At 62.9% G+C, this 13,940-nt stretch carries 9 protein-coding genes and 1 pseudogene; 3 read left to right on the top strand and 7 right to left on the bottom strand.

Annotation, left to right across the window (positions count from 1 at the left end):
• Nucleotides 1-31: 31 nt before the first annotated feature.
• Nucleotides 32-1,984: a methyl-accepting chemotaxis protein gene (locus ACVRRC_RS20855; protein ID WP_472997461.1), complete on the bottom strand. Its 1,953-nt coding sequence runs from the start codon at nt 1,982-1,984 to the stop codon at nt 32-34.
• A 174-nt stretch (nt 1,985-2,158) separates the two neighbouring features.
• Entirely contained in the window at nt 2,159-3,877 is a 1,719-nt protein-coding gene (locus ACVRRC_RS20850) for an ABC transporter ATP-binding protein (protein WP_350424498.1), read from the bottom strand.
• Here ACVRRC_RS20850 and ACVRRC_RS20845 point away from each other — a divergent pair.
• Nucleotides 3,843-3,950: pseudogene (locus ACVRRC_RS20845) on the top strand (hypothetical protein); the annotation flags it as partial. The gene ACVRRC_RS20850 and the pseudogene ACVRRC_RS20845 sit on opposite strands and share 35 nt — an antisense overlap.
• Here ACVRRC_RS20845 and ACVRRC_RS20840 read toward each other — a convergent pair.
• From ACVRRC_RS20840 to ACVRRC_RS20825, 4 genes are all read right to left on the bottom strand, one after another.
• Nucleotides 3,930-4,559: a DsbA family protein gene (locus tag ACVRRC_RS20840; protein ID WP_472997460.1), complete on the bottom strand. Its 630-nt coding sequence runs from the start codon at nt 4,557-4,559 to the stop codon at nt 3,930-3,932. The pseudogene ACVRRC_RS20845 and the gene ACVRRC_RS20840 sit on opposite strands and share 21 nt — an antisense overlap.
• A gap of 53 nt (nt 4,560-4,612) precedes the next feature.
• Nucleotides 4,613-5,542, bottom strand: a complete 930-nt coding sequence (trhO, locus tag ACVRRC_RS20835) for an oxygen-dependent tRNA uridine(34) hydroxylase TrhO (RefSeq protein WP_061373433.1) — start codon at nt 5,540-5,542, stop codon at nt 4,613-4,615.
• 126 nt (nt 5,543-5,668) lie between these two features.
• Nucleotides 5,669-5,965, bottom strand: a complete 297-nt coding sequence (locus ACVRRC_RS20830; RefSeq protein WP_013982451.1) for a BolA family protein — start codon at nt 5,963-5,965, stop codon at nt 5,669-5,671.
• A gap of 11 nt (nt 5,966-5,976) precedes the next feature.
• Nucleotides 5,977-6,483 carry a DUF2059 domain-containing protein gene (locus tag ACVRRC_RS20825; protein ID WP_061373432.1) on the bottom strand — a complete coding sequence of 169 codons (507 nt, stop codon included), beginning with the start codon at nt 6,481-6,483 and terminating at the stop codon, nt 5,977-5,979.
• A 147-nt stretch (nt 6,484-6,630) separates the two neighbouring features.
• On the opposite strand from ACVRRC_RS20825, the gene ACVRRC_RS20820 reads away from it, so the two are divergent.
• Nucleotides 6,631-8,025, top strand: coding sequence for a class II fumarate hydratase (locus tag ACVRRC_RS20820; protein ID WP_061373431.1), 1,395 nt, complete (start codon nt 6,631-6,633; stop codon nt 8,023-8,025).
• A 197-nt stretch (nt 8,026-8,222) separates the two neighbouring features.
• Here ACVRRC_RS20820 and ACVRRC_RS20815 read toward each other — a convergent pair whose 3' ends face one another.
• Complete coding sequence (locus tag ACVRRC_RS20815) at nt 8,223-10,343, bottom strand: FAD-dependent oxidoreductase (protein WP_472997459.1); 2,121 nt, start codon at nt 10,341-10,343, stop codon at nt 8,223-8,225.
• Between the two features lie 461 nt (nt 10,344-10,804).
• Here ACVRRC_RS20815 and ACVRRC_RS20810 point away from each other — a divergent pair, with 461 nt between their 5' ends.
• Entirely contained in the window at nt 10,805-13,096 is a 2,292-nt protein-coding gene (locus ACVRRC_RS20810; RefSeq protein ID WP_423567404.1) for an MHYT domain-containing protein, read from the top strand.
• The last annotated feature ends 844 nt before the right edge of the window (nt 13,097-13,940 follow it).

Below are 13,940 nucleotides of genomic sequence, written 5' to 3'. Positions count from 1 at the left end.
CTCGTGCGCGAGCCGCGTCTGCCGCGCGCCGTCAGGTACGGAACTGGCGGACCAGCTCCTGCAGCTCCACGCCCAGGCGAGCCAGCTCGGCGCTGGCACCGGCGGTCTGCTCTGTGGCACTGGCGCTCTGATCGCCGATATCACGCACGCGCGTCACGCTTTCGGAAATGTTCTCGGCTACCGCGCTCTGCTGCTCGGCTGCCGCGGCGATCTGCTGATTCATCTGCTCGATGGTGGACACCGATTCGGTGATCCGACCCAGCGCGACGCCCGCCTCGTTGGCCAGGTCGACGGTGCGCTGAGTGAGGCTGCGGCTGCTCTGCATCTGCTCGACGGCCTGCTGTGCAACCCGCTGCAGATTGGCGATCAGCCCTTCGATTTCCTCGGTGGAATCATGGGTACGGCGCGCCAGAGCCCGCACCTCGTCGGCCACCACGGCGAAACCGCGGCCCTGCTCGCCGGCACGGGCCGCCTCGATGGCCGCGTTGAGCGCCAGCAGGTTGGTCTGCTCGGCAACCGCGCGAATGACTTCGAGCACGCTGCCGATCCGCCCGCTTTCGGCGTGCAGCGCCTCGATCGCATGGGCGGACTGATCCACCTCACCGGCCAGATTGCCGATCTGCCCCACGGCGTCCTGCACCACCCGATCACCCTGGCGCGCCTGCTGATCCGCCTGACGCGCGGCGATGGAGGCCTGCTCGGCGTTGCGTGCGACTTCCTGCACCGTGGCCGCCATTTCATGCATGGCAGTGGCGACCTGCTCGGTTTCCACCCGCTGGGTCTGAACGCCGGCACTGGTCTGCGCAGTCACGGCGGAAAGCTGGTCGGCTGCCGCGGCGATCTGGCTGACGCCACCGCCGATGCGACCGATCAGGTTGCGCAGGCTTTGCGTCATGCCGTGCATGGCGTCCTGCAACTGCCCCACCTCGTCACGGCGCGAGCTGGGCTGGGAGTGCGTGAGGTCGCCGCTGGCGACGCGCTGCGCTTGCTGAACGGTGGTGCGCAGGGGGCCGACGATCATCCGCGAGATCATCGTGGCAGCCAGCAGGCCAACGAAGATCGCCAGCGTACCGATCACGCCGAGCAGCAGGTAGCTGCTGCGGCGCTGTTGCTGCATGGCATTGCTCGCGTTGTCCAGCGCCTCGTTCGCAGCGGCGATCACCACCTCGGACTGTTGCGCCATCGAGCCTTCCAGGGCGATTCGCTCGGCGCGATTCTGGCGGAATTCGTCGAATGCGCTGCGATAGTGCTCCAGCTCCACCAGCGCCTTGTCCATGGAGGCCTGCTGATCGTCGTTCAGCCAGATCTTCAGATTGCTGCCGATGGCAACCACGTTGGCGTGCAGCTCGCTCCAGCTCTTGGCGGCCGCATCGGAACTGTTGGCCACGAACAGATTTTCCTGGGTCCGCATGTCGAGAATCTGCTTGGTCAGGCCCGAAGTCGCCTCGGCCACCGTCAGCGGGTCGCTGCCCTTGAGGCGATCCCCCTCCAGGCGCAGCACGCGCACGGCGTCGTACATGTCCAGCTCGATGAACTCGAACTCTTCGCGGCTGACCTGCGCGGCATCCTGCATGCGCGTGCGCAGCGCCATGCCGCGTTCGATCAGCTGCATGTAGCGGTCGAACTGTCGGCCGTACTCGTCGGCGGCCTGCTGGATTCGCGTCAGGTAGGCACGCTCCTGCGTGCTCGAAGTGGCGGCCAGGCCGGTCAGTTCGGAACCGAGTCGCTGCAGCGATGTGTGCAGCGCGTCGGCCGAGGACTGCTGACGTGTCAGCGCGTAGTCACGCTCTGCGCCGCGCGCCGCAAGAATCGACGCATTGACGCTGGACAGCTGCTCGATCTGTTGCGCCCGACCCAGAATCTCGTCGACCGCAACGAAGCCGGTCACCGCGACGCCAAGCGTGAGCAGCAGTACCAGACCGAAGCCGCAGATAAGCTTTTTGGCAACCGAAAGATTGGTGAATAGGTTCTGCACTGGTTCCATCAGAAAGGTTCCACAAAAAGGGGCACGCTCGGGAAGTCGGCAGAGATTACTAATAGTTGAGTGTGGCGTCAGGATATTTTTGGCGCCTTAAGACTGGCGGTCGCCGCCTGGCTCGGGGCGGCGAAACGATCATCGGCAGGCGAAACGGCGATGGCCCGGTACTGCGTGAGACGATCAGTGCTGCAGATGCCCATACAGGCGTGCATAAAGCCCGCCCTCAGCGATCAGTTGCTGATGATCGCCATCCTCGGCGATGCGCCCACCGTCGAACACCAGCACTCGATCGGCCTGTTTCACCGCCGAGAGGCGATGGGCGATGATCAAGGTGGTGCGGTCGCGGAGGAACCGGTTCAATCCCTGATGCAAGGCGTATTCGGTCGCGGCATCGAGGGCCGAGGTCGCTTCATCCAGGATCACCACCTTGGGTTCGGCGAGCACCATGCGCGCCACGGCCAGCCGCTGCCGTTGACCGCCGGACAGTCGCACACCGGAGCGCCCGACGATACTGTCGAGCCCGTTCGGCAGCTGGCGAATGGTATCGGCCAGTTGGGCGATCTCCAGCGCCCGCCAGCACGCCTCATCGTCCCGCTCGCGCCCCATGGTGAGGTTGGCACGCACGCTGTCGTTGAACAGCGCCGGATGCTGCAGCACGACCGCCACATTGTCGCGCACCGTGGCCAAGCCGATTTCCTCGAGCGGAATGCCGCCGAACCGAATCTGCCCCGATTGCGGCTGGTAAAGCCCCAGCAGCAGCTGCACCAGGGTGCTCTTGCCACCTCCGCTGGCACCGACGATCGCGACCTTTTCCCCCGGCGCGATGCTCAGGTTCAACCCCTCGAGGACCGCTTCGTCCTGGTAGGCGAAGTGCAGGTCGCGCACATCGATCGCCACCGTCGCCTGATCGGCGAATGGGTTGCGGCCGCCGACATATTGCGGCTCGTCGGCGCGCGCCAGCAGCTGATTGATCCGCCCCAGCGCCCCGCCGGCCGCGTAGAACGCGTACTGCAGGCTCAGCAGTTGCTCCACCGGGCCGATCATGAACCACAGGTAGCTGAACACCGCGAGCATCTGGCCGATCGACAGGTCGGAAAACAGCACGGTCAGCATCGCCGCGGCACGGAACACGTCGATGCCGAACTGGAACAGCAGACCGCTGGCGCGGTTGGAGGCGTCGGTCTTCCATTGCGAAGCGACGGCGTAGTCGCGGACCTCCCGTGCGCGTAGCCCCAGTCGACCGAGGAAGAATCCCTGGCGGTTGCCGGCACGCACTTCCTGTATCGCATCGAGGGTTTCGGTAAGCGCCTGGGTGAAGCGCGAGGTGCTGTCGTTCTCCAGCTTCTTCAGGTGCTTCACTCGCTTGCCCAGCTGCACAGTGGCGTAGATCACCAGCGGGTTGAAAAGCAGGATCAGCAGCGCCAGCTGCCAGTGCATCCAGACCAGGATCGCCGCTGTGCCGATGATCGATAGCACCGCCACCAGCAGACGGCTGAGGGTGTCACCGATGAATTTGTCGATGGTCTCCAGATCGGTGACCAGATGGGTCGCGACCGTACCGCCGCCAAGGCTCTCGTACTCGCCAAGGGCAATGCGTTTGAGGCGCTCGATCAACCGCACGCGAATGCGGTAGACGATGTCCTTCGAAAGCCGGGCGAACAGCCGCGCCTGCAGGACGTTGAACACGAGCGCCGAGGCCCGCAGCAGCAGGGTTATGCCGAGCATCAGGCCGATGTAGCCGGCCGCACTTTCCCAGCTGGCGGGCAGAAAGCGATCCATCACGCGCAGTGCCGCATCGCCGGTGCCGAGCAGGACTTCGTCTACCAGCAGCGGCAACAGCAAGGGGATCGGCACGCTGCAGAGCGTGGCCAGAACCGCGACCAGGTTGGCCAGAATCAAGGCCTTGCGGTGGTGCAGCGCAAGGCGGCGAATCTCCGCCCAACTGAGCTGGTCAGGCATGCGCGTTGTGCTCCAGCCAGCGGCCCAGGAATGGAGCCAGCACCGTCAGAGGCTGATAGCCATTGGTGAGCAGGGCCAGCTGGCCCTGGTGCTCGGCGAGCAGGGTCGGGAACCCGGCGATACCAAGATTCTCGACCCAGCTGAAATCCGCTGACGTTTCGGCCTTGGTGGACGGGTCGTCATAGCTTTCGGCGAAGCGCTCGCGGGAGAGCCCGGCCGCCTCGGCCAGCTCCACCAGCAGCGCGGCTTGCGTGACATCACGCCCCTGCTGGTAGAAGGCCTGCTGGATCAGCAGCGACAGCGGCCAGACCCGGCTTTCATCGAGCCCGCGCGCGGCGACCAGGGCTCGGCAGGCGGGTTCGGTGTCGTAGATCAATCCGGCCGGTAGCCCCGTGTCGAAGTCGAATGACTGGCCGGTGGCAGCGTGCACGGCCTGCCAGTACGGCAGCGTGCGCGAGCGCCCGGCCTCATCCATCGCGACCTGTTCTCGGCGCAGGCCGCCGACCCTCAGCACGAGCGGCACGCCGTGCTCCGCGGCCTGCTCGGCAAGCCCCTGCAGCACGGGAGCGAAGCCCCAGCACCACGAGCACATGGGATCCATCACATAGATCAGTCGGGCCACTTCGTTACTCCCCTTAACTGCTTGGCGTGCTCGCGGGCCGGCGTGAATCAGCGTCACTGCTCCCGCGGATCACGGCCGATGGGGTGAGGCTGGTTGCGCTGGCGGGCCAGTTCGATCTGCTTCTGCCGTTCGCGCGCACCGGCTCGCGTCTTCTCGCTCAGAGTGTCCCAGCAATGCGGGCAGCTGATACCCGCAGCGTAGTGCTCCGATTGCCGGTCTTCCACGGACAGCGGGGCGCGGCAGGCATGGCACAAGTCGAACTCACCGGCACTGAGGTCGTGGCGAACGGTGACCCGGTTGTCGAACACGAAGCAGTCACCCTTCCAGCGTGACTGGGCCTCGGGTACCTCTTCCAGGTATTTGAGAATGCCGCCCTTGAGGTGATAGACCTCTTCGAACCCTTCGCCGAGCATGTAGCTCGAGGCCTTTTCGCAGCGAATGCCACCGGTGCAGAACATGGCGACCTTCTTGTGCTTCGCCGGGTCGTAATGCGCCTTGATGTAATCAGGGAATTCGCGGAACGACTTGGTCTGCGGGTCGATCGCGCCCTCGAAGGTACCGATCGCCACTTCGTAGTCGTTGCGGGTGTCGATCAGCAGAACCTCGGGATCATCGATCAGCGCATTCCAGTCCCGCGGCTCGACGTAGGTACCGACCCGCTGATTGGGATCGACACCGGGTACGCCCAGCGTGACGATCTCCTTCTTCAGCTTCACCTTGGTGCGATAGAACGGCTGTTCGTCGCAGTAGGATTCCTTGTGGTCGATGTCAGCCAGGCGAGGGTCGCGGCGAAACCAGTCGAGCAGCGCATCGATCGCCTCGCGGGTGCCGGATACCGTACCGTTGATGCCCTCCTCCGCCAGCAACAGGGTGCCCTTGATGCCGTTTTCGGTAAGCGTCGCGAAGAGAGGGTCACGCAAGGCGACGTAGTCCGGCAGCGATACGAACTTGTAGAGCGCTGCCACAACGATTTTTCGTGTCATGGGGTTTTCCACCAGTGGTCACCCGCGTAAAGGGTGGACCGGATACAAACGAAAGCGCCGGCGTGGGCCGGCGCGAGCGCGATTCTAGCAAAGAACATCCGGGATGTTTCCCGTCTGTTGTCGCCTCTATTTATGCCCACCGGCGCAAACCGGTGATGCCGGAGCCACACGCTGCTGGGCCCATTCTTCCGGCGTGTAGGTGTGCAGGGCGAGTGCATGGATCTGCTGCATCAGCGGGCCCATGGCGGCGTAGGCTTTCTGGTGACGCTTGACCGAGTTCAGACCCGCGAACTGCTCGCTGACGATGACCGCCTTGTAGTGCGTCTCCAGGCCGCGGCTGTGAGTGTGGCTTTCATCGAGCACTTCCAGGTGTTCGGGCTGCAGAACCTGCAGGGCGTTTTGGATCAGATCGAGTTTGCGCATTGCCTGCTCTCTCAAGGCTTCTGTTTTTCGAGTTCGGCCGTCATGTCGGCCAACAGCTTGTTCACTTCCGGCACCGCGCTTTCGAGTTTGGCCTGGGTTAGCTGGGCAGACCGTGCATTGAGCTCCGGCAACTTGGCGAGCATCTTCTTGCCCAGTGGCGACTGATAGAAATCGATCAGCTGATTCAACTCGGTTTCGGAAAACTGACTGGTATAGAGGGACACCAGATCGGGCTTCAGCTTGTCCCAGCCTATGGCCTTGTCCAGCGCGGTGTTGGCCTGGGCCTGATAGCGCTCGAGCATCGCCTTCTTGCTCTCGGGCGCCTGAGCCTCGGCGAAACGCTGCGCGAACATCTGCTGTACTTGTGCATAGACAGGTACTGCAAGCCGATCGGCGCTCGCCAGCTTGAGGAAACGTTCCGCACTGCTGGCGTGGCTGGCGGTGTCGGCCAATGCCGAAGAGCTGATGCAGAAAAACAGCATTGCACAGCGCAACGCCTGGGTACGTAAGGTTGGCATTGGAAATCCCTTGGGAAGGCGATAGGTAGCCCTCAATGGACACATTCTGCGCCGAGAGTTCCAATGCCTCAAGCAACGACCGGCGGGCTATGGAACCGCCGGCACCGCAAGGCGGCCTAAACCAGCAATATCGAGCAGGAGCATGGCATGACGCGTATAGAAACCGACAGCCTGGGGCAGGTCGAAGTACCGGAGCAGGCTTACTGGGGCGCCCAGACGCAACGTTCGCTGAGCAATTTCGCAATCGGTGCCGAGCGCATGCCGGTCGAGGTGCTGCATGCGCTGGCGCTGATCAAGAAGGCGGCAGCCAGGGTCAACAACCGCATCGGCGACCTGCCGCCCGACGTCGCGCGACTGATCGAACAGGCCGCCGACGAGATCCTGCATGCCCAGCACGACGACCAGTTTCCGCTGGTGGTCTGGCAGACCGGTAGCGGCACGCAGAGCAACATGAACGTCAACGAGGTCATCGCCGGTCGCGCCAACGAGCTGGCCGGTGGCAAGCGTGGCGGCAAGTCTCCCGTGCACCCCAACGACCACGTCAATCGCGCGCAAAGCTCCAACGACTGCTTCCCCACAGCGATGCACATCGCCGCTGCCAAGGCGGTCCACGGTGAGCTGCTTCCCGCTTTGGCCGAGCTGTCCGGCGGGTTGGCGGAACTGGCCGCGCGGCACAACAAGCTGATCAAGACCGGGCGCACCCATATGATGGATGCCACGCCGATCACCTTCGGCCAGGAAATGTCGGCATTCGTCGCTCAGCTCGACATAGCCGAGCGGACGATTCGCCAGTGCCTTCCGGCTGTTTATGAACTGGCGCAAGGCGGCACCGCAGTAGGTACCGGTTTGAACTCGCCGCATGGCTTCGCCGAAGCGATCGCAGCCGAGCTGGCCGCCCTGTCCGGCCTGCCGTTCGTCTCGGCACCGAACAAGTTCGCCGCCTTGGCCGGCCACGAGCCACTGGTCGCGCTCTCCGGCGCGCTGAAGACGCTGGCGGTCGCCTTGATGAAACTCGCCAATGACCTTCGTCTGCTCGGCTCAGGACCTCGCGGAGGCTTCGCCGAAGTGCGATTGCCAGCCAACGAGCCTGGCAGCTCGATCATGCCTGGCAAGGTCAACCCGACCCAGTGCGAAGCGCTGTCCATGCTCGCCTGCCAGGTGATGGGCAACGACATGACCATCAGCTTCGCAGCGAGCCAGGGTCATCTGCAGCTCAACGTGTTCAAGCCGGTGATCATCCACAACCTGCTCCAGTCGATTCGGCTTCTGTCCGACGGCTGTCGCAACTTCAATACCCACTGCATCGCCGGCCTCGAGCCCGACCCGGCACGCATGGCAGAACATCTCGAGCGCGGTCTTATGCTGGTCACCGCGCTGAATCCGCATATCGGCTACGACCGAGCGGCCGAAATCGCCAAGAAGGCCTATGCGCAAGGCACCACCTTGCGAGAAGCAGCGCTGGAGCTTGGCTACCTGACCAGCGAAGAGTTCGATCAGTGGGTGCGGCCGGAAACGATGCTCGAATCGGGGCAACGGGAGTAACGGACGCTGCTGATGATCGGACGTCGGTCATTTGAGCGATCCTTCCTGGTTCGGCGAGCACGGCAGGCGCGGACCACCCCCGTGCCGGTGCTCGCCAGTGTCGTCGGACTCCAGCCGCAGCCGTCGATTCGATGATCGCTCGACCTAGGTGAATGCGGCGCAACCAACAGTGACAGCAACTACAGCCAGGTTGATGCCTACCTTTCGACCCGCCAGCGGTTCAGCCGCTCGGCCCAGGTGAGCATCCTCGGCGAGCGGTGCTGTTGCCGCCAGGCTTCGGCGACACGTCGCAGTGCTTCACCCTGGGTCGGACTCAGCTGGACTGCGTCGCCGAGCTTGTGCATGCCCACCTTGTATTTCATCGCCACAACGAACCCGGCTAGCGTTTCACTTGCCTGCTCGCCAACGATGGTGACTCCCAGAATGCGGTCGTGGTCGTGCTCGGTGAGCACCTTGACGAACCCCTGCTCGGCGCGTTCGGCAACTGCACCGGGAAGGGTCGCCAGGTCCAGTCGGGTAGTCTGGAACTCGAGCTTCAACGCCCCGGCTTCGTGTTCGGTCAGGCCCACCGTAGCCATCTCCGGCGAGGTATACACGGCCCGAGGCAGGACTCGATCGCTTACCACGAACCGCTTGAGCCCGCCGAACAGCGCGTTGACCGCTGCGTACCAGGCTTGGTGCTCCGCCACATGCGGAGCACCGTACGGCCCGGCGACGCTACCCACCGCGTAGATATTCGGGTAACGCGTGGCCAGATACTCGTCCGCTTCCAGCGTACCGTCATCGCCACAATGCAGCTTCAACTCGTCCAGCCCCAATCCTTCGACATCGGCGTATTGCCCGAGCATCAGCAACAACCGATCAAAGGGCAGCGATTGCTCTTCGCCCTCGCCTGCCCGGCAAATCAGCCGGTGCTCACTGCCGGTCGACTCGACCCGCTGCGCCGTCAGTCCAAGGCGCAGGTCGATGCCGGCGGCAATCAGTGCAGCGGTCAGCGCCTGGGCAGCTTCAGCATCTTCCTGGTCAAGCAGGCGCTCGTCGGGGCTGACTACGGTGACCCTGGAACCCATGCGCTGAAAGAGCTGGGCGAACTCGCAGGCGCCTGCCCCGCCGCCGAGAATGAGCAGGCGGTCGGGCCGCTCGTGCAATTGCAGCAGCGTGTCGCAGGTCAGGGGCTCGACTGCGTCCAGACCGGGGATCGGCGGTAGCCACGGCCGGCTTCCAGTGGCAATGACGACCGCCCGGGTGGTCAGCGTGCGGCCTTCCACCTCGACCGTCCAGGGCGAGCTCAGCCGTGCTTCGCCTTCAACCACCTCGACGCCATGCCGCGTGCAATCGTCGACCGATGCGTGATGCCGGGCGGACTCGGTCAACTGGCGGACCTGCATCATCAATTCGCCAAACGCTTCGACGGAGGGCTGGCCGCCGTGCCTCGTATGAAGTTCGTTTGCCAGGCGTCGAAATGCTTTGGTTGGCACACCGCCCTCATGCATGGCAACGCCACCGAGGCGCTCGCGCTCAACCAGACACACCCGCGCCTTGTAGGTCGCCGCTATGCGCGCCGTCGCCAGCCCGCCCGCACCGCCACCGATTACCACAAGGTTGTAATCGAAGCGCTTCGGCTTGCGCCAGCCGCGGTAGACCTTGCGAGCCTTGTAATAGGTGAGGAGCCGCGTGGCGATGACCGGGAACACCGCCAGCAATACGAGCGTGCTGATGATGCTCGGCGACAGGATGTCGGACAGCGCGCGCACGGCGACCAGCTTCTCGCCCGCGTTAACATAGATGGCATTGCCGGGCAGCATGCCGAGTTGGGTGGTCCACCAGAAGGTCCAGACCTTGATTCGCGTCAGACCCAACGCTGGGTTCAGCAGCACGAACGGTACGATGGGGATCAGTCGCAACGAGACGAGGTAGAAGGTGCCATCGCGCGTCAGCCCCTTGTTGATCCCGGCGATCTGCTTGCCGAATCGCTTCTGCACCCAGTCTCGCAGCATGAAACGACTGATGAGCATGGCCACCAGTGCCCCCGCATTCGAGGCGAAGGATACGAGCAACGTCCCCTCTATCAGACCGAACAGCGCCCCGGCAAGCAAGGTCAGCACCACCGTACCGGGAAACGACAGCGCCGTAAGCGCCGCGTAAACAACGAAGAACACCCCAGCAGCCCACCATGGATGATCCTGGACTTTGGCCTTCAGGGCGCCGCTGTGGGCCTTGATGGATTCGAGGGTGAGGTACTCGCCGAGGTCGAAAGCGAAGAAACAGACCACTGCGACAATCAGCAGAGCCACGATGATCCATCGGCTGGCTTTCATCCGTGCACGGCCTTAGTAAACCGTGAAACGGAACGGTAAGGGACGCGGGTAAGGCCGTTTGCGGGATTAACGAAAGCGAAAAGCATCGGGATGGTGTTCTCCATTAACGTCCTGTTGGAGCTTCGAGGCGCGCCGGCGTTCCAGCAAATAAGCAATATGGGCGGGACGGCATGGCCTAATGACCGCGTTACTTCGAACTTCGCAATCCCGCTCGCGTCAGCTCGACGGCCCGCGACTGTGTTGTCCCACCGTGTTGGAGGCGCGACTCTCAAGGTGCGTAGACTTGCCGACCGTTCAAAAGCCGTTGAGCCGCAGCTACAGATCCGCGCAGATTTCCAAGCTCCGCGTACTTGACCGATAACCGGGCGCCCGGTGACGGGACGTATCGTCGCTATATGAGTCAAAGTTCTTAGACGAAGTCGTGCACGTTTCTCTCGCTGCGCTACCGGGAGCTGATCCGCATGATGCATACCACTTACAACGTCTCTCTGGTCGTACTGTCGGTCATCATCGCGATAGCCGGCTCCTACACCGCCCTGGACCTCTCCAGCCGCACACGAGAGACCGAAGGCTGGCCTCGACAGGCCTTCGTCGGCGCCGCTGCCCTCTGCATGGGCGGCAGCATCTGGGCCATGCACTTCGTAGGCATGCTGGCATTCGGCATGCCGGGCATGCAGGTCCGTTATGACCTGGCGTTGACGCTCGCATCCTTTGCGGTGCCTATCGCAGTTACCGCCATCAGCTTCTTTGCCGTAAGCAAGCGCGGCATTACGCCCCGAACGCTTGGCTTGGGTGGCCTTTTCATGGGACTGGGCATCGGTGCAATGCACTACATCGGCATGGCGGCAATGGTCGTAGATGCCGAGCTCAGTTACGCCACCGGTTGGGTGGTACTGTCGTTCATCATCGCAATCAGCGCCGCGACGGTAGCGTTGTGGCTATCAGGCCGAGGTACCAGCCTGTCAGGGCAGGCGCTGTCGGCTGCGGCGATGGGAGTCGCGATCTCCGGCATGCACTACGTGGCCATGATCGGCGCGCATTTCACGCCATTGGACGACGCCATGAGCGCCACGCATGGCGGTGACCTGGATATGTTATCGCTGGCTGTTGCGATATCCGCGGCGACCTTCATCGTTCTGTTTTTTGGGCTGGTGGCCTCGATGTACGACAGGCGTCAGGCGCGTCGTAGCTGGCAGGAGGCTTCGGCCCTGCGCCTGAGTGAAGAGCGATTGCGCGAGTTGTACAGCAAGACGCCTCTGCCATTGCACTCCCTGGATCAGGATGGGCGTCTCGAATCGGTAAGCGATGCGTGGCTATCACTGGTGGGCTACCGCCGGGAGGACGTGATCGGCAGACCGCTCGTGTGTTTCATGACCGAGGCATCGTCTCGTCAGTTCCTCGAGCATGACTGGCCGTCGCTGCTCGAAACTAGCGAATGCCGAGACGCGGAGTACCGCTTGGTCGCCAGAGCCGGAACGTTCGTCGATGTGCTGGCCTCGAGCAGGGTGGAACGTACATCTACCGGGCCGCTTATCCTCGGCGGGCTCATCAACGTGACGGAACGCCGGCAGGCTGAAGCGGCCTTGCGGCAGGCGCAAAAGATGGAGGCGATGGGCAAGCTGACCGGCGGCATCGCCCATGACTTCAACAATCTCTTGGCCGTCATCGGTGGCAGCTTCGAACTGTTGCGCAAACGGCTGCCGCCGTCAGATCCCCGTACCGAATCACTGATCGAAAATGGCTTGCAGGCGACTCGCCGAGGTGCGGGGCTTGTGCAACGTCTGTTGAGCTTCGCGCGTAAACAGGAGCTGCGACCAAGCGCCGTCGCACTGCCAGATCTGGTGATTGGGATGCGAGAGCTCTTGAAGCGCTCGGTGGAAACCAACATCAGCATCGATCTGCGTTTTCCGCTAGATCTGCCACAGGCGTACGTCGATGCGAACCAGCTGGAGATGGTCCTGATCAACCTGGTCGTCAACGCCCGGGACGCCATGCCGGACGGCGGATCGATCTGCATCGAGGGACAGTCCCGAACAGCCGCCGAAGCCGGAAGAATCGATGCGCCCGGCTACGTCATTCTTATCGTTCGAGACGACGGTATCGGTATGGAGCCGGAAGTTCTTGCCCGCGCTACCGACCCATTTTTTACAACCAAGGGCCCCGGCAATGGCACGGGGCTGGGTTTGTCGATGGCCCATGGCCTGGCCGAACAGTCCGGGGGTCGTCTGCAGATCCACAGCCGCCCCGGCAAGGGCACCACAGTGGAAATCTGGCTACCCATCGCCACAGAGCGCCAGGCCGAGCAAACGCCGGACCGTGTCGAACCTGGCCCCGGCCCTCAGCTAACTGCCTCTGCCGAGCTATCGCTGTCGGTCCTGGTCGTGGATGACGATCCCCTAGTGTTGGACAATACGGCTTCGATGCTCGAGGATCTCGGCTGCCAGGTAACCGCGGTCAACAGTGCGGAAACGGCATTGGGTCTACTTACCCAACGTGTTGCTTACGACATTCTGATAACGGACCACATGATGCCTGGCATGACCGGCGCTCAACTGGCAGACCGGCTGCGAAACGAGCGGCCAGAGCTGCCTGTCCTTGTGGTCAGCGGCTACGCCGATCTCGCCGATAGCCCACGTCAGCTTCAAGTCCTGGCCAAGCCGTTCACCCAACAGACCCTTCTGGACGCCATTCAGCAATCGATAGGGCCTTCAGGCAAGGGCGCTGTTGTGGTGGACTTTCACCAGAAGCGATAGTGGGAGTCGCCTATCGCGGCGGGCCCCATTCCTACAGCGCAAGGTCTGGCTAACGAGTACGAGAGCTTCATACGTTCCGAAGCAGGCTCTGCTCAGCCGTGACGCTTGCTGTGGAGGACGACGGGGCGTAGTCACACTGCGTGTCCATCTATCGGAATCGTCGACGACTCAAGCACGTCACGCTGCCGAACCATCAACTCAAACGGCAGCCCCTTCGATTTGTTGCATGACGAATGCCGCGCATCGGACGCAGCCGTTCATTCATTCGAGCTGACCGGGATGAGGAATCTCCCCGCTCTGCCAGCCAGTGAATATGCCAGGTGGCACGAATGGTAATCGTCATTCAGGCAGGATTGTTGACCAGGCCCCCGGGCAGAATCGGAACGAGGTGGAAGAACGAGTACCTTGCCTCTCATCGGTCTTTGGACTTGGTCGGTTACAGCGCAAAGGCAGGCTTGCCGGGCTCATGTTAAATGGTCGACCTTATCGCACCGCCGTAAGCGCTAGCCTCGCTGCGGCAGCCAGGACACCCTTCAACGATATGGCTCCAACATCATTATGCTTGGCCATATGAGCTTGCCTGCTTTCATCCAGCAGCGTCCGCTTAGCGAGCCAAGCTATCACCGACAATGCTGTACCAGTGCAGCAGCCGTACTTTTACCTCAACCGCCGTAGCGCCTTTACAGCCACCGGCAGCATCGGAGCAGCCTGCCTCGGTTCAGGCTCAGTTCTGCGCGGCCGCTTTTCTGCGCTCCAAAAGCAAACCCCCGACCCGCTTACGCGGATCGGGGGTTTGGTGTAGGAGCTTGACGATGACCTACTCTCACATGGGGAAACCCCACAC

The sequence above is a fragment of the Stutzerimonas sp. LR2 genome, assembly GCF_055755175.1.
The sequence above is the reverse complement of the archived record's forward strand: the minus strand, read 5'-3'. Positions and strand labels throughout refer to the sequence as shown.